Genomic DNA, 20991 nt, shown 5'->3' with positions numbered 1-20991 from the left:
GATTAAAGCCTCACCGACGCTGCCAACGAAGCTCACGCCTCAAACCCCGCGCCCCTCCCGCGAGCGGGTTCGTTCCCTGGCGCAACTACGCCCTCAAGCGCGGTCGCCGGTGATGTCCGCTGTAAGGCGGTGGCACAACTAACTTTAACGGCCGACATTAGGCGCAAAGCGGCCATTTAGGCCCGGGCGGACGTCAGTCGCCTTTGGATCATGGGCGTGAATTCGCGGGGCGGACGAGCGGCCGCTTAAGATCAAAACTCGGTCGCTCGAGGTAATTGGGTTTTGACCTCAGCGATACTCGAAGATCGACCGGAAAATCCCGGGCGCTATCACCGATAGCGGATTGACCTCCAGGTTCGGCTTGTTGGCGTTGCCCTTGAGCCTGTAGGTGACGCCGATCAGGCCGCGGTCGCGGCCGTTGCCGAGCAGTGCGCCGATCAGCGGCAGTTCGCCGAAGATGCGGTTTACGCCGTAGGCCGGCATGAACGTGCCGGTCATGTCCATATTGTTGTTCTGGTCGTAGAGCGTGCCCTGGAAGGTGGTGCCGATGCGCGAGCCGCGCAGCACGCCGTTGCGCAGCTTCAGATAGCCGCTGCCCTTGTCGATTTCGCTGAAACCGCGCTCGAACTTCACCCTCGACGTGTCGAGATTGCCTTTGACCGCTTCGTTGAGGCTGCGGTTGTCGCCGGCCGGCGTCGTCGACACGATCGAGGCGAGCTTCGGCTCATTGACGATAAAGAAGTTCTTGGCGTCGACCTGGCCTTTCATCGGCCCGTCGCCGGCCCCGGTCAGCGCCAGCGTTATCGAGCCGCCTTCCATATGCTCGTAGATATTGAGGAAGCGCAGTATGGCGCCGGCGTCGGCCGACTTCATGTTGAGCGTGCGCAGGCCGCCGCCGGTCGTGTTGCTGATGGTGATGGCGGCTCCCGAACTTGCCGTGGCGCTCACCTTGAGCCCGTTCACCCGGGAGCCGGCGGCGCTGTAGTCGAGCTTCAAATTCGACAGCACCTCGTCGTGGAAGCCGGTCAGGGAACTGACGTCGGCGCTGACCGAGATCGCATCGACGCCAGTGGTCTTGGTGGCGGTGTCGACGTCGGACGTGAATTGCTTGATCAGCGAGCGTGCGTCCAGCGCGCTGCCGCTGACCTCGACCGCATAGGCCTTGCCCGACCGCTTCACCGAGACGGCGACGTCGTCGCCCCTGTTCAACGTGACCTTGCTGAACCGGGCCGAGGACAAGGCGCCGTTGACCAGCACGGCGCTGCCGTCGATGGAGAAGCTCTTGCCGTCGAGTTCGAAATTGGACAACGTCGTGGTGTCGCCGGTCTTCGCCATGGCGAAGACGACCTTGGCGGGAATGCCGGGGCCCTTGCTCCAGCCGGCCCAGGGAATGCCCAGCCTGGCATTGGTCAGGTCGGCCGACACGTTCTGGTTGCCGGTGCCACTCTTGTCGATCGCCACCTTGATGGTTCCGGAAAGCAGCGTCGACAGGCCAGGCATGGCGGTGGCGCGCGTCTTGTCGTCGAGCACCAGCGCCACTTTACGACTGCGCGGCGGGCCGCCATCCCTGAGCGGCTCGATCAGGTCGAGCTCGGCCGGAATGCCGTTGAGCAGCGCCTTCGCCGAGATCACCGCCCGGTCGGGCGCGACGGTGATCGAGCCATCGGCATGGCTGACCGTCTGGCCCTCGAACGGCTTGCCCAGCGACAGGTCCTTGTAGTCGAGCGCCACCAGCCAATCGAGTTTGGAAGAGTCGACACCGGACTGCAGGGGAATATCGGCCTTGACGTGGCCGGTCACCGTGCCGGACAGGTCGTCCGGCAGCAGGCCAACATGGCGCATGGCGTTGATCGGGTCAAAGGATGCCAGCTCGGCGATTGCCGGCGCCTCGCCGGCGACATCGATGTCGAGCGCGCCGATCACCGGCGGATGGTTCGCCGCCTTGACGGTGAGCGTGCCGTTGCTCGCCGCCACCGTGCGGCCGCTCGGCATATAGACGCTGCCCGACGACAGCGCGACGTCGACGTCATTGCCGTGGAAGCCGACGACGCCAACGGCATCGCGGATCGGCGGAATGCGGCCGGCCGTGTCGAAGCGCGATCCTTCGACCTGGAATCGGCCGAACACTTCATCGGCGGAAAGCGGCACGCCGTTGCCGAGCCGTCCGGGCACGACCTGGAACTGCAGGCTGCCATCGACGACGCGGCCGCCGAACAGGTTCTTAAGCACCCACAGCCTGGCATTGCGCGCCGAAAACCATGGCCATAATTGCTTGACGTGCGAGACCGGCATGTCGTGGACATTGAGCGCCACCGATATGCCCGGCGCCTGGTTGGCGACGAATGAAACCGAAGCCGTGCCCAGCACTTCGCTGCCCGGTCCGGACCGGACGCCGATCTGCTCGGCGACCAGCTTTTGGCTCGTCGGCTGGTAGACGCCGGCGATACGGGCAATGAAGCTGAGTGCCGGCTCCGGCGAATCGGAAGGCGCCAGGGTCGAACCGTCGCTGGTCAGGTCGTAACGATAGGATGGCTCCTCGCCCGCTGCGCCGGTAGCCGGCTTCGGCCCGATCGAACCGGCGAAATCGAAGGTCGAGCGGCCGGTTTTCACCAGCAAACTGTCGACCTGGATTTTGTTCGACCCGGCGACGAGTGTTGCATCGAGATCGATGTCGGCCGGAAGCAGGCCGCGCGAACCGAGATCGAGCACCGATCCGGTCAGTGACAGGGCAGCGGTCAGCCGCGAACCGTTGTCGCCGGTCCCTTCCGACCCCGCCAGCTTCAAGGCGATCGCACCCAATTTGCCACCTGCCGCAGTGTCGGCATCCGCTGCCTGGATGCTGGCGTCCAGCGTGGTGATGCGTCGCGTCGCCGGATCGCGGGTGGCGGAAGCGGCGATGGTAAGCGCCCTGCCGTCGACATCCGCGTCGGATGAAAACTCCATGCTTCCCGGTCCCGACTGCGAGACGGAGGCCTCGGCGATGGTGACCGACTTGACGGATCCGGTCTCGGGCAGTGCCAGTTCGACGTTGCGCAGATCGATCTGGCGCATCGAATCCTCGCGCACCGCGTCGAGCGCGCGGTTGAGGTTGGCGAAGACGGCGGCGGAAAGTTTTTCCGGATCGATGAGGCCGTCCTGGTTGCGCAGCTCGGCCGTCCAGTCGCCGCCGGACGGCATTGCCGCCATGACGATGTGCGCGTCGGAAATCCGGGCGCTGGTCAGCCGTACCTCGCCCGAAAGCAACGGGATCAGCCGGATGCCGAAGCGGACCCGGCCTGCATCGGCCATTGGTTTTCCGTCGGCGGTCTTGAGGCTGACGTCGCTGACCTGCAGCGCAATGAAGCTCGACCCGTCAAGCGTCAGCCGTGCCGGCCCGACGGCAACGTCGACATCGAAGCCGGCCAATTTCTCGATTGCCGTTTCGGCTTCCGCGCGAAGCCGCTCCGAGCCGAAGCCGGACACGCCGATCGCATAGACGCCGGCGGCAGCCAGCAACACAAGGGCGACAAGGCCGGCAAACAGCCGCGCCATCATACGGACGCCGCGACCGATCGACGCCTGGCCGAGCGGCGGGACGCGGCACGCGGACGGAAAGGTTCCCAGGTCGGTGATCTCGTCACGCCTGAACCTGATCTTCTCGTGCTGCGGTAGCTCCTGATCCACGCAATCTTCCGTTGAAACGAATTCGATCGTGGACGAATCCCCGCTCGACATTATATCGATGCAGCCTGGCGCGTAACCTCAAACAAGGGCATCGATATGGCTGACCTCGACGTGGGCGATGTTGCGCCGCAGTTCGATCTTCCGCGCGACGGCGGCGGTTCACTCAGCCTCGCCGCATTGCTGGGAAAACCCATCGTACTCTATTTCTACCCACAGGACGACACCACAGGCTGCACCAACGAGGCGATCGGCTTTTCGCAGTTGAAGCCGGAGTTCGAAAAGGCCGGCGCTGTCGTCATCGGGCTCTCGCCGGACAGCGTCAAGAAACACGACAAATTCAAGGCGAAATACGATCTGAGCGTCGACCTTGTCGCCGACGAAGAGCGCAAAGTGATCGAGGCTTACCATTTGTGGGTAGAAAAGAAGCTCTACGGCCGCACCTATATGGGCGTCGAGCGGGCGACGTTCCTAATTGGCCGGGACGGACGCATCGCCAGGATCTGGCGCAACGTCCGCGTCAAGGGGCACGCCGAAGAAGTGCTGGAGGCGGTTCACGCCCTTTGAGAGCTGCGCCAGGCCGCTGCAATTCGATACCCGTTTTGCCCGAAGACCTTTGCCTGTCGTTCGATCCGGCAAAACTTTGTTAACCCTAATAATGTGTAATCAGGCTCGTCGTTGGTGTCGTAACGAAAGCTTGGTCCCGTGAACGTAGCCAGTCAGTCAGCGGTCTTCGGCAGACGCAAAGAGCCCCACACGGTCATCATCGCCCGGGGCGACCAGATAAGGCATTTCACCATACGCCCGTGGCTTGCGGCATTTTGCGGCTCGGCGCTGGCGGCGATCGTCATTGGCTACCTGCTGGCGACCTCCTATCTGGTGCTGCGCGACGATCTGATCGGTGCCACGACGGCGCGGCAGGCGCGCATGCAGCAGGCCTACGAAGACCGCATCTCGGCACTGCGCAGCCAGGTCGACCGCATCACCAGCCGCCAGCTACTCGATCAGCAACTGATGGAAACCAAGGTCAGCGAGCTGCTGGAACGGCAGAGCCAGCTCAGCCTGCGTCACGGCCGCCTCGGCCCGATCCTCGAACGAGCCGAAAACGAGGTCGCAACGCCGCCCGTGCCGGCGGCAAAGCCGGACGAACATGCCGACGCGACCGGGAGTATCCAGCCGACGGCGTATACTGTCGCCAGCCTTGCCGCTCCTGTGGGCGTTGACGACACCAGGCCGTTCTCGCTGTGGTCGACCCGCGCCGATCCGCTGCCGAGCGAAAGCGCGGCCGACCGGGCAGACAAGCTCTTCGTTTCGATCAACAACTCGCTGAAGGCCATCGAGAGCCAGCAGCTCACCCGCATCGCTACACTTGCCGACAATGCCTACAAAAGCGCCGACGCGATCTCGCAGGCGCTCGAGGCCGCCGGCCTGCCCGTCGATAGCGAATTCGAAAAGAGCGACGTTGGCGGCCCGCTGATACCACTCGACAGCTCGTTGGTCTTCGACAGCAAGGTCAAGGAGTTGGACGAGGCTCTTGACGCGCTGGATCATCTTAAAAAGGAAGCGCGCCGGCTGCCGCTCGCCAACCCCGCCCCCGGCCGCAGCGTTACCAGCCCATTCGGCGTGCGCACCGACCCCATCCTCGGCACGGCCGCCTTGCATTCCGGCATGGATTTCAGGGCGCCGGTCGGTATGCCAGCCAAGGTCACGGCAGCCGGCGTTGTCGTCAAGGCCGGCTGGAACGGCGGCTACGGCCGCATGATCGAGGTCGACCACGGCAACGGTTTTGTAACGCGTTACGGGCATCTCAGCGAAATCGACGTCGCCGTCGGACAGAAGCTCGATGCCGGAGACATCATCGGCAAGACCGGCAACAGCGGCCGCTCAACCGGCCCGCATCTGCATTACGAGGTCCGCCACAACGGCGAGGCAATCGATCCGCTGCGGTTTTTGACCGTCGGCAAGAAGGTCGAGCGGTATCTGTAGAGCCGGCGATTCATTCGGCGTGAAGCCTAGCGCGCGGCCAACCGCCCGCCACGCAATATCAAAGATAGATCGCTTTCAGCCCTCAGCAGCAGCCATGAACGCGCCGAGCCGCCGGTTGAACGGCTCACCGGTCTGCTGAACGCTGTGCCCCGCGCCGGCGATCACGGCACGATCGGCACCAAGCACGTTTTCGAGCACGTCGCAGACGGCGTCGAATGCTGCGCTGTGCCCGCCGGATACCACCAGTTTCGGGAACGGCGCATCGGCAAGTTGCCGAAGCGGAATTTCGGCCTCCCATGGCCCGCGTTCGACGACGAGCATGGCCGCGCCTTGCGCGAGCGGGAGCGGCAGCGGGTCTGGCAATTGTATCGCCGAGCCGACCAGATGGAGGAACTGGCGCAAGAAAAGCGCGGGATCGTCGCGGGGTCCGCTTTGCCAGTGGGTCTTCAGGCGCGTCACGAGTTCATTCACGGCAACATCCCCGCGCGCAAGGTCAAAGGCCGGCGGCTCGATCACCGTGAGCGAACGGATCGCTCGCGGGCGCATCGCTGCTGCAAGAAGAGAGATGACGCCGCCATAGGAATGCCCGACCAGATGGACGCGGCTTTCGTCCCAGAGGTCATGCGTCCGATCGAGGAATCCGGCGACCAGTCCGGCGTCGACGACGAAATCCTCGCGTTCGGCAGGGGAACTTGATCCGTATCCGGGCCGGTCGATCACAACCAGCTTCCAGCGCTCCGCAAGCGGTTGCTGGGCGGACCATGTCATCATGCCGTTCGTGACGCTGCCGTGGACGAACAGAACCGGCGGCCCGTCGCCCCGCACCTCATAGCCGAGATCAATCCCGTCGAGGGTCAGCTTCGGCATCGCATCTCCTCCCGCAGACCGGCGAGAGGAAGTATGCTCCCTGCAACGGAAAGGCGCAACGAACTCCGATCCCTGGCCGGCTCACAGCCGGGTTCCGAATGGGCTTCAGGGCGCTGATCGGATTGCCGGCCAAGGTCATGCCTGGCTCCCGTCCAGCCGGTGGCGCTTCATACTGGAAAATTGCCAGAGTTGGCCCATCCGCCAGCGGGCGCGAATTCGCCGGCGTTAGAAGGACCTTGGCCACAGGCGAATTATTTTTGAATTCCATTTGACTGAATAAATATTCGGTGCGAACCTCTGCTCTCTCTCGAGGGCACAAGGCATGGCACTGCGGGGAACCAATCAGGAGTTCGGGCGGCCGTATAACCGGCGCATCGTGCTCGAATCCATCCGCCTTCACGGACCGATCGCCCGCGGCGACATTGCCAGGCGGGTCGGGCTCACCGTGCAGACGGTGTCTACCATCGTTCGCGAGCTGGAAGAGCACGGTTACGTGTTGTCGCTGCGCGAAGAGCCCAAGGGGCGCGGCCTGCCACCGGCAACGCTGCGCATCAATCCGGAAGGCGGCTATGCCGTCGGCATCCACGTCACCCCGCTGGGCATCAATGCCGCCCTGATCAACCTAAGCGGCGATGTTATCGAGAGCACCTACCGCGAAGCCCCAAATGCAACGCCCGACCACGCTTTCGAGCTGATCGGCGCCATGGTGCTCGAATTGACGGCATTGCGGCCCGGTGGCCGCGTTCTCGGCATTGGCATGGCGCTGCCCGGACCGTTCGGCGTGGAGTCCATGAGCTTTGTCGGGCCGACCACCATGACCGGCTGGAAGGATGTGGCGCTGCGCGAGCGGCTGGCCGCCTCGACCGGACTGCCGGCCTTTTTCGAAACCGATATGGCGGCGGCTGCTATCGGCGAGCGCCTCTACGGCCTCGGAACGGCATATTCCGAGTATTACTATCTTTATTTCGGCGTCGGTCTCGGCGGCGTCATGGTGCATGACGGGGCGGCATTGCGCGGCGCCTGGGGAAACGCCGGTGAAATCGGCCACATTCCCGCGGTGCCGGGCGGCGAGCCCTGCCCGTGCGGCAATCGCGGCTGCCTCGAACGGTATCTCTCGCTCGAGGCGCTGCGGCGCCGCAACATCGCCGACGCCGAGTGGGTGAGCGAGATTGCGCCGATCTTCCGCAACGCCGTCACCATCATCGAAAACTTGTTCGATCCCGAAACCATCATCCTCGGCGGGCTTGCCTCCACCGACCTGCTCGAAAGGCTTGCCGGCGCGGCCGCGCACCTGCCCAATTCGGTCTCGGCGCGAAGCGACCGCGCGACCCCCCGCGTCCGCGTCGCGCGCGGCGGCCAGCATGCGGTGTTGCGCGGCGCCGCCGCGCTTGCCGTCTCAGGAGTGCTTTCGCCACGCTTCGGCCAGATCTTCACCGCCGAGCGCGAACGCGGACGAGATCTCTTGCATAACAAGGGGATCGCAGCATGAGCGAACCGCTGCTGGTGCTCGACAACGTAGCCAAGAATTACGGCGCCATCGAAGCGCTGAAAGGCATCAGCTTTTCGATCGACAAGGGCGAAGTGGTGGCGCTTCTGGGCGACAACGGCGCCGGCAAATCGACGCTGGTCAAGATCATTGCCGGCGGCCTGGAGCCGACCTCCGGCCGCATGCTGTTCGAAGGCAAGGAATTCCTCGCCAAGTCCCCCGCCGAGGCCAAGGCCGCGGGGATCGAGACGGTCTACCAGGACCTGTCGCTCTGCACCAATGTCGACGTGGTCGCCAATTTCTTCATGGGCCGCGAGATCACCAGGAAGGTTCTCGGCATTCCGGTGCTCGACGAGCGCGCTATGGAGCAGGTGGTGCAAAAGGCGCTGGCCAGCGCCGGCACCCGCATTCCCTCGCTTCGCACCAATGTCGAGCACCTCTCCGGCGGTCAGCGGCAGGCCATCGAGCTCAACCGATTCGTGCATTTTGGCGGCAAGCTGGTGCTTCTCGACGAGCCGTTCGCAGCGCTTGGCGTCCAACAGACGCGGCGCGGCCTCGACATGATCCGCCAGGTGGCGAGCCAGGGGATCGGTGTCGTCATCATCACCCATATCATGCAACAGGCCTTCCAGGTCGCCGACCGGATCGTGGTGATCCGGCAAGGCGTCGTGGCGGGCGACGTCGCACGCAACAAAACAAGTCCCGACGCGGTGATCAACATGATCACCGGAGAGACGCTCGCCGGTGCCGGACCGGCGAGCTGAGGGACAAATGAGGGGTCCGGCGCAAGAGGAGCGAACGACATGAAGAAAATACTTCTTTCCGTCTTCGGTATCCTGGCACTGGCCTTTGCCACGCTCACGCCGGCATTCGCCCAGTCCAAGGGCACCGTCTACTACATGGTGCCGACATTGCTCGATGAGTTCCAGACCGGCTCGGTGAGCGCGCTGGAATTGTTCCTGAAGCAGGTCGGCTACGAGATGAAGACGTTGAACGCCGACAACAAGACCGACGCTCAGCAATCGCAGATGAACGACGTCATCGCGCTGAAGCCGGCGGCGATCATTCTTGCCGCCGTCGATTTCAATGCGCTGAAACCGTCGATCGAGGCCGCCCGTGCCGCCGGCATCCCGGTGGTCGAGTTCGACCGCCAGATCACCTCGACCCCGTCCGACTTCACCTCGGTGGCCGGAACCGTCGAGATCGGCTACGTCGCCGCCGATCAGGCGCAAAAGCTCCTGACCGCGAAAAACGGCTCGGTGAAGGGCAAGATCCTGCAGGTGCTCGGCGATCCGGGCGATCCCTACACGCTCGACATCCAGAAGGGTTTCGAGGAGAAGATGAAGGCGTTCCCGGACGTCAAAATCATCTCGCTGCCGGCCATGCAATGGGCGGCGGATGCGGCCGGGACCATCGTGAACGACCAGCTGCTCGCCAACCCCGACATCGACCTGATCTTCAGCCACGCCGCGCATCTTTCGGTCGCTGCCGTCGCCTCGCTCGAGGCCGCCGGCAAGAAACCGGGCGACGTCATGCTGATGAGCTCGAACGGCGCTCCGGTCGGCCTCGACCTGATCCGCAAGGGCTGGCTCAACGTGGAAGTCGAGCAGCCGCTCTACGCCCAGGCCGCGGCGGTCGCGATGTTCATGGACAAGGTGGTCAACAAGCAGGAGATCAAGCCCGGCGAATATGATGTGCTTGGCCTGAACTCGACCCTGACCAAAGAAGCGTGGGGGCCGAACATCAAGATCCCCGGCGCTGCGATCACCAAGGAAAATGTCGATAACCCTGCCTTCTGGGGCAACATGAAGCCGCCGACCGAAACCATAAAGCCGGTCGAATAGCAAACTCGCCAGAAGCTCCGGGCCATTGCCGGCCCGGAGCCCAGCCCTGCAGCCCCGGTGCGTTCAAACGGACGCGCACGGGTATGCTGCAGCAATTTTCAACCGCGCCTGATAGTCCGAAAACCGAGTGGTTTTTCGGGGTCGGCGCCAACCGGATCCTGAGATGAACCCCCGCACGCGCCAAACCCTCGAGTTCATCCTCGACAATCTTGTCTGGTTCATGCTGGTCTTCGTGCTGGTGGTCTTTTCCATCCTCATCCCGAACTATTTTCAGCTCGGCATTTTTGCCAACATCATCGAGGCGTCGAGCGTGCTCGGCGTCATGTCGATCGGCTTGGCGCTGGTCATCATCGCCGGCCATATGGACCTGTCGGTCGAATCGGTGGCGGCGCTCAGCGCCATGGCGGTCGGCATCCTGTTCTGCTCGTCGGGCATCGGCCTTGGCATCCAGTTGCAGCCGCAATGGCTGATGGTTCCGGTTTCGCTGCTCATCGCGCTTGCCGTCGGCGGCCTCATCGGCGCCTTCAATGGCTACCTGGTGGTCAGGGTCAAGATGAGCGCTTTCATCATCACCCTGGCATCTTACATCTGGGTGCGCGGCCTGGTGCTGGTTATCTCCGGCGGCCGCTCGGCGCAGGACCTTACGCCGGCAATCCGCTGGTTCGCCATTCAGCGCCTGGGTGGCCTGCCGCTGACTGCCTGGATCGCCATTGCGTGCTTCGTGGTGTTCTCGCTGATCATGGCCAAGACGCCCTTCGGCCGGCACCTGATCATGATCGGCGGCAACGAGACGGCGACCTTTCGCGCCGGCATCCGCGTGAACCGCAACCTGGTCATAGCCTTCGTTCTCGCCGGCGCCATTGCCGGCCTTGCCGGCTGGCTGCTGGCGATCCGCACCTCCGGCGCGACAGCTAATCTCGGGGTCGGCCTGTTGTTCAATGCCTTCGCCGCGGTCGTCATCGGCGGCGTCAGCCTGAAGGGCGGCGTCGGCACCTTGCCCGGCGTCTATGCCGGCGTGCTGCTGCTCTCGGCCATCAACACGGCGATCAATTTGATGGGCCTGCCGGCCAACTTCACCCAGGTGATCCACGGCCTGCTGGTGCTCGCCGCCGTGCTGCTCGATGCGTTCAAGCAAACCATCCGCCAGAGGCTCGCATGACCGGCCGTCTGGAAGATAAGGTCGCGCTGATCGTTGGAAGTGCGCGCGGGATCGGCAAGGGCATCGCACAACGCTTTGCCGAAGAGGGCGCGACGCTTGTCCTGGCCGATACCGAGGCTGAGGCCGGGCAAGCGACTGCGGACGAGCTCGGCGCCGCCTTCATCCGCACCGACATCTCGCAGATGGCTGATGCCGAGGCTGCTGTTGCACTGGCGCTCGACCGTCACGGCCGGCTCGACATCATGGTGCAGAATGCCGGAATCTATCCCTGGCAATTGCTGGAAAACACCAGTCCCGACGATTGGGACCGGGTCATGGCGGTAAACTTGCGCGGCAGCTTCATCGCTGCTCGCGCCGCACTGGTGCCAATGAAGGCACAGCATTTTGGCCGCATGCTGTTCACCTCCTCGATCACCGGCCCGCATGTCACCAGCCCCGGCCACGGCCATTATTCAGCGACCAAGGCCGGCATCAATGGACTGATCCGTTCGGCTGCGCTCGAATTCTCGGGCTACGGCATTACAGTCAACGGCGTCGAGCCCGGCAACATTCTCACTGAAGGCATAGAGCAGCATCGCGGTGCGGCCTTCATCAAGAACATGGAAGACGCCATCCCGCTCGGCCGTCTCGGCAGCCCTCGCGATGTGGCCAATGCCTTCCTGTTCCTGGCCTCTGACGATGCCAGCTACATCACGGGCACGACCATCATCGTCGACGGCGGGCAGCTTTTGCCCGAGGGCAAGGATTTCCGGCTGCTGCCGCCATGATCCTCGATTTCGGCGGCGGTTTCTTCCTGCGCCGGGCGACCACCGCCGATCATGCAGCGCTTGCGATGATCTGTCTCAAGACCGGCGATGCCGGCAAGGACGCCAGCGGCCGCGAGGACGACCCGGAACTGCTCGGCCTCCTCTACACTATTCCCTACCAGGTGCTCGAACCCGAGCTGGCCTTCATTATCGATAGTCCCGCAGGTGCGGCGGGCTACCTGCTTGGCGCGGCCGATACGGGCGCTTTCAATGCCAGCCTGGCATCAGACTGGTATCCCGACCTTCAGCGGCGCGTGGCAGACCCGGGACCCGACAGCTCTCGCTGGCGCGGCAGCGACTGGGCGCGGCATCGGGTCCATCATCCCGATTTCGCTGTTCCGCCTGCGCTGACCGCCTATCCGTCGCATGGCCATATCGACCTGTTGCCGCAAGCGCGCGGGAAAGGCATCGGCAGGCGCGCGATGGCCTTCCTCGAGCAGGGGCTTGCCGCGAGCGGCTCTACCGGCATCCACCTCGAAGTCATGCCGGAGAACGATGGTGCGCTAAGGTTCTACAAGGCGATTGGATTTGAGGTGGTGCAGGACGCTGATTCATCGAAGCGTTGTGTTTATGTGGCGAAACGGATTGCTCACGCTCCGGCGATTGCAGGCTGATCTGCGACAAGCCAATCGCCCAAGTTGCAAAGAACCGGGAGGTCTATGGAAGTACAATGCTGCCGTTCTGCAGCAGCCAGTTGCCCGCGTGAACACCTTTGCCGCGGGAACGAAACCTTCGTCGCGTGCTCCACCGCAGACACGAAAGTCACCAGCATCAACACGGTGCGGGGCTAATTCAAGTGTTGGCGGAGCGTCTACTAGTTCAGTATGGGCGGCAGGGGAACATCCGCGACCGTTCCCCCGGCCACAATCGAGAGCACATAAAGCAGATAAATGGCTAATACCAACAGGGCGAGGAATGAACCGCTGGCAAAGACTCCTGCAACCGCGGCGTCGGGATAAGCTTCGACTTGTTCTTTCTTGAAGGTGTCTTCTTCGTTACGGGTTGTCTTCACAACCCGTTCGCCTGGAAGCCGGTTTTTTTCAGCTTCCTTCGATATCTTATCCGCGAGATCTCCTGCGATCACGGGATCGTCCGGAAGATGACTCGTAAGCCATCCAGGAATATTTTCGCGCCCGCCCATGCCCATACGCAATTGAGATACTGCAAGTTGTAGCTTTCGGCAATCGTTTCCCTCATGAGAGGCAAGCAGATCAGACTTAAGTCCCTGCGGAAAGACAGTTCGAATCAGACCAAAGTCCGAGTAGCACAGTGATCGGATGCGTCTCACCTGGGCGATCAGCTTGAGCGGTGTAGCCCAAACTGAACACATCGAGGAAAATGGTGGGCGATGACGGGCTCGAACCGCCGACATCTTCGGTGTAAACGAAGCGCTCTACCAACTGAGCTAATCGCCCGCTCCGGGCCGGACCTTTAAGCAGTTAGGACCGGCTTCGCAAGGCCAAATGAGCGGCGAGCGGCTTGGCCGGGAGCCGGTTTCGGCAACAAAGTTCGGCTTGTCAAAAAACCTTCTGCTGTTTGCCGTTATGCTGTCCGGGTCCGCTTGACACCCGGTGGCTTACCCCTTATCCACCGCCCCAATGACGAACACGGCTGACACGTGCTCGTCCATGCGCGGGTGTAGCTCAGTTGGTTAGAGTGCCGGCCTGTCACGCCGGAGGTCGCGGGTTCGAGCCCCGTCACTCGCGCCAAGTCTTTTCAAAGGCTTGGCCTCTTTTTTGGTTTGCGGTTTCAACTTTTGTCTCCGCCGAGTTTCAACTTTTTGTATTCGTTGCGTTCCTGGCCGAGTAGTTTGCGGCCTTGGCGGCGGTGCTCGTCGGCCGATCGTACGGCTGCGAGATTGACTGGCATGTAGGTCCGCTGCAGGGTCTTGTTCTCGTCAATCGAGTTGCCCATCTTGGCCGCGATCGTCTCGACCGAAGCGCCTCCGGCGTTGGCCTCAACAGCACCGGATCTGCGCATATCCATAAGCTTGCGCTTCTCGCCCTTCCCGAAGACGAGCAGACGCGCATCTGCGAAATCGTCGACCAGTGTATCCTTGGTGTAGGGCACACCGGCTCGAGGCCGGCCGCCCTTGACGCCAGGCGTGAAGCCGCGCGAGCGGAAGATCGGCGCATCGTCGAGTAGAGTGACGCCGAGCGATTCGATATAGGACAGGACCAGGCGCTGCGTCCGCGCGGAGAGCGTTCCGAAAGCCGGTTCGCCGCTCTTCGTACGCTCGATCAGGAAGCCCCATTCCTTAGCCGTCTGCACCGCCTGCGCTGGTGTCAGCGTGCGCGCATCGACCGGCGAGAAGCTGGTGTCCCACGCCACCGCGATTATGCAGGCGAGCCCGCGGTATCCGGCACGCCAGGCGCCCTTAACCAAACGCACCGTTTCGCCCTCGGTCCATGTCTGGCGGCGCGGCACTGGCGTCTTCCGGCGGATTGCCAGCGACGGATCCGCCTTCGGCTGGCAAAGCTTCATGCCGGCCATGACGTTGTACAGGGCCCGCCAGGTCTTCATGGCTCGGTAGGCGATGTCGACGCCCTTGGCGCGCAGCAGACGCGCGTACCATTCATCCAGCAGCTCGAGGGAAATGTCGGCCGGCGGCAGATCGGCAAAATATGGCTCGATGTAGGTCCAGCCCCGCTCCCAATCTTCGCGCGTACGTGGCGCCAGTCGTTTCCACGCCTCGGTGCGGCGGTAGCGCGCGAATGCGTCCCCGATCGAATTTTTCGGCCAGTTGCCGATCCTAGGTGTTGCTTCCCTGCCCTTCCGGAAGGCCTGCCAGCGAGCTTCCCATTGCTGGGCTACCGCCCAGGCGCGCGGACCGTCTTCGCCGCAAGGAACACACTGGAAGCCGGCCGCAACCATCTTCGGGGTCGGCAGCCAGTAGCCATATTTGCCCTTGCGGATGACGTAGTGCTTGAGTTTGATCCTAGCCAAGGGTGGCGAGCCTCGCCCTAACGATGTCGGCGCTCACAGCCGCTGGCGGCGCGGCGGGGCCGGCAAGCCCGGAGCGACGATCCTGCCAGGCGTCGATTGCCATCAGGTCGAAATTGCCGGTGATCGGACACGCCTGCGGGAAACCGTCGTGCACTAGCGCCGGCAACAGCTCGGCAAATTCCTTGGCGGTCAAATGGAGGCGCCGAGCGGCCTTTTCCGCAGGCACAAGGCGCGGCTCGACCCGGAAACGGATTCTGCTGCACGATGGAGAAGCCAGACCAGTTCCTGAGTGCGTTGCTTCAGCCCGGCGCATGGCTTCGCTCCGCCGACTTGACCGTAGCCGCCTGCTCGCGATCGAAGCGTTCGTTGAGAAGCGAAACGAAGCTGCGGCCGTGCAGCAGCTCTGCGATCGGCAGTAACGAAGCGACCTCTAGTGTTCGCTCCGACCTTATGGGACTGCGGTAATGATCTATGGCAAGCGCAGCCTCTGCGATCCCCGACCGAGCTTCTCCAACATCGTCGGCCGGATCTTGTGCCTGCGTCCTGTTCAGCGCTGGGTGCAGGAAATGAAAATTGCTGCCGTTGATGTTCAATTCACCCTGCACGTAGGTATCGATGATGCTGATATCGATCACAGGGGTAACGTCTGGATCGTCGCCGGGACGTTCGTCACCAACATGTGCCTTGAGGTCAAACTCGGCGGCGAACTCTGATGACCCAAGCAGATCGATGGCTGCGGCGATTGAATCCCTGAACGTCTGGCCCGGCTGAAAAGTCCGCTTAAGTGTAGGCCCAGCGTCATCGCCGAAATGCATGAATGACGGTGACAACCGAAGGTCGCCGAAGTCTTTCATGAATTCCGTGGCTCGCGCCGGCGTCGGGCAGACCATAAAGGCAATCAGCAGGTTTGCAGCATCCACCGACGTGGCCTTTGGCACGCTGCGACCGCGCCCGCCGTGCGTTAGGATTTCCCGTTCCCTGCCAAGTCGAGAAATCAGCCTCGCGGTTGGAAGCGGAAAATGGAGCGCCGATGCAATGCAGTCTGTGAGTTCAGCCAAATTTGCAGACATGCGCGAAAGACACCTATTTTCCGTCCCCACTGTGTATCGCGCATTAATCAAGATTCGTCAACACACCACTGCGTATTGCTCTGTAGGATATCCCGTGCCGGTGCAGGACGGTGCAATCTGCACGGCCTCAGGGTCAGCAAAATTTGCGCACCCTCGAAACGCAAAAAGTACCGTTTTCTCGGCAAGAACGGTACTTTTGCGGAAATTCCGCAGTTGCTCAGGTGGCGAAAAATGAGACTTTTGAGCCTGTCTTTCAGGTTGTCAGACAACCTTCCGCACAATGAAGGCCTCGAGCCGGTCCTCGGGAATTTCCTCCCGGCCAGACGGCCAGCTGTAGGCGAACATCCGCTTTCCGTCCCGCCGATCAGCCAAAAGCGTGACCTTAACGAGGCCGCTGTGTTCGGTCTCATAGATGCCGTCGCCCTCGTAGCGCCCTGTCCGGAAATATGCGGAGATCATCATGCCACAACCGTCGCTGCTTTCGTCCCCCAAAAAGCTGAAGCCGTGCCAATGTGCGATCCGAGGGTCGATCTCTTCGGCGGCCTTCTTCAATTCGGCAAGATGGTGCTCATAGCGCTCGTGAGCGGTCATATCGCGCTGCGCCGAGACGGCCGCCACACCCCCGACGCTTGCGATGGCAAGGCCGCCTAGGATTGAGCGTCGGGATAGGTTCTTGCCATTAGGCAAAGCGGTGCTATTGCTGGAAACAGCCATGATCGATCTCCTTACGATCGGTTTCGGTTAGAGCCGGGCATGCGTTCGCGCGCTTGCCCGGCTCGCTACTTTCTGACATCATAAAGGCATGGCGTCAATAATTAACGTTAAAAAGTCAAAAATCGGGCGACCTGCCGTTGATAGTTTGGCCGTGACGCTTCGGCTTCGCAGCGACATGATCGCGCGGCTTGATGATTGGCGGCGGGACCAGGCGGACCTGCCCGGCCGGCCGGAAGCCATTCGGCGGATTCTCGAGCAAGCGTTGACTGCGAAGCCTACCGCGAAGCGACGAGCGAAATGAGGCCGCGCCCGCCGCCCTCGAGGCGGCCGGCGTTATCTTCGTCGCCGAAAATGGCGAAGGGCCAGGCGTGCGCCTCCGAAAGAGCGCCTCGGCGAGGCTGCACGACTAAACCCCCAGTTCTTTCCGCCACACACGGAGGCGAAGCTTTGCGCGCGCCCACATTCCAAAAGTTGCCCGTCCAGCGTTAATATGCAAGAAATGCAGAGTCGGCGAATCGCGGCCCCCAAGAGGCGATGCTTCGTTTGACGTTCGACAAGGGGGCTTGCGCCCCCTTTTTCATGCACCCCATTTGTTGGAGAACTGCCCCGATGCTTCGCAGCATTTCGGGCTGGCTCGACGTTGGGACAGCGATTGCCATCATTCGGCTCTGTATCGATATCGTGAAGCTGCTTCGACCAGCCGCCCCGCAGGCGCCGGGCGAGCAGCGCGCGCGTTCGAAGCCGTTGAGCAAGCGCCGTCCGCGTCGCCGCTAACCAGCGCCCGCAATCAACTGGACAAGGAATGGTGAAGCCTTTGCAACGATAGATGACGCACGCCCAGCTCCCATCGCTCGTCAATGGCGAGGGTCTTGTGCCGGCTGAGCAACGCCATAATGCGGTTTCAGGCCTGCAGCGGCAGCTCTGTCGGAGTTTTCTAGACCTCGAAGCTGAGGTGGGAGAGCAGATCCTTGCTCTTGACGATTGCGATGGGCTCGGTCACGTCGCGCGGCATTGCAAAGCAAACCCGCCTTTCGTGTTCAAGACCAAAACGCCTAGGCTTGCAGAAAGTCGTCACGGCGTCAGCGGTCTCGCGAAGGAGGGGAAAGAATTGTTCGGCGACCTTCAATAGCACCTCGTCGTTTAGAGTCCCGTATGAATTTTCTTTTAGCACCGCCCGGATCTCACTCGCGGCTGTGTGTTCCAGGCAGAGCATCTTGTGATCCGAATAGTGGACGTCCGCGATACGGAAATCCTCAGCGCCAAGCAAATCTGACAGCTTCCGGCTGAACTCACCTAATCCGCTGATTTTCACAAGATTGGGCCCAAACCGACTACCCATTAGGCGCCGCTCGCTTTTAGGCGCTCTGCTTCCGAGACAGAGCACATAGTTTGAGTAGCCGCCTTCTAAGCCAAGCGTCGTCGAAGAGGTCTTGTCGTTGAATGCCACGAACCCTAAGCCCTCATACGGATCGCGAGCTTCAGGATTTTCTATCCGCCGGTATCGTTCCAATGAAGACACTAAAATCGAACCACTGCGCAAATATTCGATTGCGTCGTCTGGCACATATTTGAAGGCCTCGTCAGCGCTGTCAGACAACACCGCTGACGCGCGTAGGATGTCGGATCCTTTGAAAGATAGGCCGTCGATTCCTTGAATGCTCCAAAGGTAACGCAGAGACGCCTCAGCATGGCTTCGCTGCTGCTTCACGGTCAGGCGCGAGCCTGTGGCAAGCTCAACAATTACGATCGATTTGTGATCGATCGTGACCCGAAAACCTTGGTTCCTTAAGAATTCAACTTGCCTCACACTCAACCCCCCATAGCTCCCCATTTGAAGACAGCCCGCGCGGCGCGCGGAGCTGACCTGCCACTGAACTGTCATCCTGCTGCGCATCGCGGATTTCTACCGCCAAAAGCCATGCCTGCCGCTTGATATTGGCGAGGTGGTTTTGATTGTCTGGGAGTTGGGCTTGGGTTTACACCGCATTTAGTGGTCAAATCAGCAAAAGCCGAACACAAAATAGAGCACTGGCCTTATTGACATTGCCCTGATATTTGACTGGCACCCGACGCCTGAGGAGGAGGGGCTGGTTTTCATGTTGAAGAGTGCTGTTCGGCCATTTGTACGCGCTGCCCGAAAGATCGCCGCCAGATCGCAACTGCGAAAACTGCCCGGCGAAGGATTCCCGCAAAACGCTCTTCCAGCAGCCACTTACTTGGTTTCCGGTAGGGCCGACGATAAGGCGGAAGAAATCGCAGATCGCATCGAGGCAGAGAGGAACCGGATATCCTCATTCGGAAGCCAGAAGGTGGACATCCTATATTCACCAAAACCCGGGTCGGCCGGCTCGACAGTCACTGTCGACCTTCGCCCGTCTCACGGCGATATCATGCAGTTCAGCATGGAGCAGGTTGCGAGGACCGGAAAGACGAGGCGTTGGGGTCTGTTCATGCATCTCCTTGCCCGCGAGCATCGGTCTGCCAACATTCTCGAATTGGGCACGTGTGCCGGCATCTCCGGATCGTATATCGGTTCCTCACCACATTGCCGGCATCTTAGGACAATTGAAGGTTCTCCGGCCCTCGCTGAACTCGCTCGCTCGGTGCTGCCATTAACCGTCAGCAACCCGACTGTGATCAATGCGCTTTTCGATGACGCCCTGGACGATATCCTCCCCACCATCGAGCCGATCGACTTCCTTTTTATTGATGGCCACCACGAGAAGATCGCAACCATTCATTACTGGCAGCGCATCCGGCCTAAACTTAGCGATGGCGCAATCGTAGTGTTCGACGACATCTCCTGGTCTCAGGACATGCGTGACGGCTGGAATGAATTGGTCCGCGATCGGTACTTCTCTCACAATATGGATTTCGGCACTGTCGGTGTCTGCATCCACCGCAAGGACGGTGCCAGACCGCCTCGCCAGTGGGATCTACGGACGATAGCCGGTGTCGGCAAAGCGGTCGGCAACCCGCATGGGTGGAGAAATTAGCCCGCCAGATCAGCAGCGCGCGCCTGCATGTGCATCTTGAGTGGCAGAAGCTCGCCCCTGGTCGGCGCGTAGGGCAGGTGGAAATAGTCGGCCAGATGTCCATTGAACCAACTGTCCTCGGTGTTCACGAAGTATCCGAGGCGATAGGCGCTGATGTCACCCGGCGCAGCCCCGGATGTTCCCAATATCGCGGCCGACACAGACTCCGTGCCGAGCAGATCATGGATCGTGAGTAGATTGTTGGTCCAGTCAAAGACGCCGGCAGCAGCACACCATCCGTCTATGCGAACGGGCGAGAATATAGACACAATCGTAACCGTGCCACCTGTGGCGCGTAGAGCACGGGCCTGCATGGCTCCGCTTGCGTCTTCCCGTAATGCAGCCCGATTGGACGTGGTCCCAAGGCTGGCTTGCGCAATATACTCGCGTTGCTTTGCCGGAAGAAAACCGTCCGTCACCTTCCATAGGGCCGCGAAGGTGTATTGACCTGTGTTAAGGCCACCAAAGCCGAAGGCCGTTCCCATGGTGTAGCCGGTGGGCGCAACAACAAGGGTCTTGTCGAACGTGGCAACGTTGACGCCATTAACGTTGTCGACAACCGCGTAGTCCTGATTGCTGTTCGCGCCGTATAGCTGACCGTTGATCACGTTCACGAACTCGTTGACCCTGCCGGAGGCTATAGTCACATGGTCGGCATCCAACCGAATGCCGCCCGCGGGTATGAGCCTAAAGCGTTCGTTTGTCGGCAAACCTGCCGGGGCGGCGGCGTCCTTGTTCAGATGAAGGATACGAGTGGTCATGCGAATGTGCTCCTGACATGTTTCGGGCGCATCTCCTCGATCCATGGCGCGTCGATCAGGCCGGAGTTGGCCGGCGGCGCCTTGGGATGCATGGCCTCGGAGAGAGCTTCCTCTAGCGGTGTTTGAAGTCGGAACGGCAGTTTGCGCATTAGTTCAATCTTTTCGCCCGGGGAGCCACGCCCGTGCGGCGGCGCTGGAACTCGTCGGCGAGGATCAGACATGTGCGGCGCCATAGATATTCCGCCAACATTGACCGGCGCACCAGCAACGCTTGCGTCTCGGTCTCAATCTCATCTTGGATTGCATCGATAGCGATCGCCTTCACCTCGTCGCATGTGCGCCGGGCATCGAGTGCAACGGTCATCAGATCGTCGAGACTGAGGTAGGTCACGCGGTTCGGCATCTCCTCGATGTCGTCGAGTTGCTTCGGTGTTGCCATAGCGCGCGCTAAACGGTCGTATTCAGCGTGTGGATCGGCCGCGAGAGCGCGGTCGTGAAGTTCAGGAATTTCCATGTCCGGCGGGTCCTTCTGGTGGTGGTAAAAGGCGGGCCAATTTCAAGGCCCGCCACTTGGCATCCCTATCAGGAGGCCGATACTTTCAGCAGCTTGATCGCCTCGCTGTTGCTTAGGCCGCCGCCGACGCGCTTGTAAGTGTA

Annotated in this window: 19 protein-coding genes, 2 tRNA genes and 1 pseudogene; 11 read left to right on the top strand and 11 right to left on the bottom strand. The window is 61.7% G+C overall.

The genetic code is table 11. The features are described 5' to 3' along the window. Positions 1–288: 288 nt before the first annotated feature. Entirely contained in the window at positions 289–3663 is a 3375-nt protein-coding gene (locus NKI58_RS33720; RefSeq protein ID WP_352724737.1) for a hypothetical protein, read from the bottom strand. Between the two features lie 96 nt (positions 3664–3759). On the opposite strand from NKI58_RS33720, the gene NKI58_RS33715 reads away from it, so the two are divergent. Together NKI58_RS33715 and NKI58_RS33710 are read left to right on the top strand one after the other, a co-directional pair. Then, complete coding sequence (locus NKI58_RS33715; protein ID WP_352571434.1) at positions 3760–4227, top strand: peroxiredoxin; 468 nt, start codon at positions 3760–3762, stop codon at positions 4225–4227. A gap of 138 nt (positions 4228–4365) precedes the next feature. Further along, on the top strand, positions 4366–5646 hold the full coding sequence (locus tag NKI58_RS33710) for a M23 family metallopeptidase (protein ID WP_352571435.1): 1281 nt from the start codon (positions 4366–4368) through the stop codon (positions 5644–5646). A gap of 75 nt (positions 5647–5721) precedes the next feature. Here NKI58_RS33710 and NKI58_RS33705 read toward each other — a convergent pair whose 3' ends face one another. Beyond that, positions 5722–6513: an alpha/beta fold hydrolase gene (locus tag NKI58_RS33705; RefSeq protein ID WP_023674672.1), complete on the bottom strand. Its 792-nt coding sequence runs from the start codon at positions 6511–6513 to the stop codon at positions 5722–5724. A 322-nt stretch (positions 6514–6835) separates the two neighbouring features. Here NKI58_RS33705 and NKI58_RS33700 point away from each other — a divergent pair, with 322 nt between their 5' ends. The 6 genes from NKI58_RS33700 to NKI58_RS33675 all read left to right on the top strand — a co-directional run bounded on the left by NKI58_RS33700 (position 6836) and on the right by NKI58_RS33675 (position 12422). Next, the gene (locus NKI58_RS33700) at positions 6836–8002 is read left to right on the top strand and encodes an ROK family transcriptional regulator (RefSeq protein WP_352571436.1); all 1167 of its coding nucleotides are present in this window, start codon (positions 6836–6838) and stop codon (positions 8000–8002) included. Next, entirely contained in the window at positions 7999–8763 is a 765-nt protein-coding gene (locus NKI58_RS33695; protein WP_352622779.1) for an ATP-binding cassette domain-containing protein, read from the top strand. Before NKI58_RS33700 ends, NKI58_RS33695 begins: the two co-directional genes overlap by 4 nt. 39 nt (positions 8764–8802) lie before the next feature. Next, positions 8803–9843, top strand: a complete 1041-nt coding sequence (locus NKI58_RS33690) for a sugar ABC transporter substrate-binding protein (RefSeq protein ID WP_023674670.1) — start codon at positions 8803–8805, stop codon at positions 9841–9843. 163 nt (positions 9844–10006) lie between these two features. Next, entirely contained in the window at positions 10007–11002 is a 996-nt protein-coding gene (locus NKI58_RS33685) for an ABC transporter permease (RefSeq protein ID WP_023674669.1), read from the top strand. Continuing rightward, positions 10999–11769: an SDR family oxidoreductase gene (locus NKI58_RS33680; protein ID WP_023674668.1), complete on the top strand. Its 771-nt coding sequence runs from the start codon at positions 10999–11001 to the stop codon at positions 11767–11769. Before NKI58_RS33685 ends, NKI58_RS33680 begins: the two co-directional genes overlap by 4 nt. Next, positions 11766–12422, top strand: coding sequence for a GNAT family N-acetyltransferase (locus NKI58_RS33675; protein ID WP_352824302.1), 657 nt, complete (start codon positions 11766–11768; stop codon positions 12420–12422). Before NKI58_RS33680 ends, NKI58_RS33675 begins: the two co-directional genes overlap by 4 nt. Positions 12423–12622: 200 nt before the next feature. On the opposite strand, the gene NKI58_RS33670 is transcribed toward NKI58_RS33675, so the two are convergent. Both NKI58_RS33670 and NKI58_RS33665 read right to left on the bottom strand, forming a co-directional pair. Next, positions 12623–12949: a hypothetical protein gene (locus NKI58_RS33670; RefSeq protein ID WP_352619169.1), complete on the bottom strand. Its 327-nt coding sequence runs from the start codon at positions 12947–12949 to the stop codon at positions 12623–12625. Positions 12950–13147: 198 nt separating this feature from the next. Further along, a tRNA-Val gene (locus NKI58_RS33665) sits at positions 13148–13223 on the bottom strand. 217 nt (positions 13224–13440) lie between these two features. Here NKI58_RS33665 and NKI58_RS33660 point away from each other — a divergent pair. After that, positions 13441–13517: transfer RNA gene (locus NKI58_RS33660), tRNA-Asp, on the top strand. Positions 13518–13557: 40 nt separating this feature from the next. On the opposite strand, the gene NKI58_RS33655 is transcribed toward NKI58_RS33660, so the two are convergent. From NKI58_RS33655 to NKI58_RS33640, 4 genes are all read right to left on the bottom strand, one after another. Next, positions 13558–14754 (bottom strand): site-specific integrase, encoded by a 1197-nt coding sequence (locus tag NKI58_RS33655; RefSeq protein WP_352854415.1) that lies wholly within the window; start codon positions 14752–14754, stop codon positions 13558–13560. Next, a complete protein-coding gene (locus tag NKI58_RS33650) occupies positions 14747–14947 on the bottom strand; it encodes a hypothetical protein (protein ID WP_352854413.1) in 201 nt (66 codons plus the stop codon). Before NKI58_RS33650 ends, NKI58_RS33655 begins: the two co-directional genes overlap by 8 nt. 106 nt (positions 14948–15053) lie before the next feature. Next, a complete protein-coding gene (locus NKI58_RS33645; RefSeq protein ID WP_352854411.1) occupies positions 15054–15824 on the bottom strand; it encodes a hypothetical protein in 771 nt (256 codons plus the stop codon). A gap of 261 nt (positions 15825–16085) precedes the next feature. Beyond that, the gene (locus NKI58_RS33640) at positions 16086–16538 is read right to left on the bottom strand and encodes a hypothetical protein (protein WP_352854409.1); all 453 of its coding nucleotides are present in this window, start codon (positions 16536–16538) and stop codon (positions 16086–16088) included. 302 nt (positions 16539–16840) lie between these two features. Between NKI58_RS33640 and NKI58_RS33635 the strand changes: the two are divergent. After that, positions 16841–16948, top strand: a pseudogene (locus NKI58_RS33635) (transcriptional regulator); the annotation flags it as partial. Between the two features lie 524 nt (positions 16949–17472). Here the strand turns inward: NKI58_RS33635 and NKI58_RS33630 are convergent. Next, positions 17473–18432 carry a hypothetical protein gene (locus tag NKI58_RS33630; protein WP_352854407.1) on the bottom strand — a complete coding sequence of 320 codons (960 nt, stop codon included), beginning with the start codon at positions 18430–18432 and terminating at the stop codon, positions 17473–17475. A 202-nt stretch (positions 18433–18634) separates the two neighbouring features. On the opposite strand from NKI58_RS33630, the gene NKI58_RS33625 reads away from it, so the two are divergent. Continuing rightward, positions 18635–19534 (top strand): O-methyltransferase, encoded by a 900-nt coding sequence (locus NKI58_RS33625; RefSeq protein ID WP_352854405.1) that lies wholly within the window; start codon positions 18635–18637, stop codon positions 19532–19534. On the opposite strand, the gene NKI58_RS33620 is transcribed toward NKI58_RS33625, so the two are convergent. Both NKI58_RS33620 and NKI58_RS33615 read right to left on the bottom strand, forming a co-directional pair. Further along, positions 19531–20334 (bottom strand): hypothetical protein, encoded by an 804-nt coding sequence (locus tag NKI58_RS33620; RefSeq protein ID WP_352854403.1) that lies wholly within the window; start codon positions 20332–20334, stop codon positions 19531–19533. The two genes, NKI58_RS33625 and NKI58_RS33620, sit on opposite strands and share 4 nt — an antisense overlap. A 148-nt stretch (positions 20335–20482) precedes the next feature. Further along, positions 20483–20848 carry a hypothetical protein gene (locus tag NKI58_RS33615; RefSeq protein WP_352854401.1) on the bottom strand — a complete coding sequence of 122 codons (366 nt, stop codon included), beginning with the start codon at positions 20846–20848 and terminating at the stop codon, positions 20483–20485. Positions 20849–20991: the final 143 nt, after the last annotated feature.

Source organism: Mesorhizobium sp. M0522 (assembly GCF_040321085.1).
Lineage (GTDB): Bacteria > Pseudomonadota > Alphaproteobacteria > Rhizobiales > Rhizobiaceae > Mesorhizobium.
Note: the sequence above shows the minus strand (reverse complement) of the source record. Positions and strands in the feature narration are given on the sequence as shown.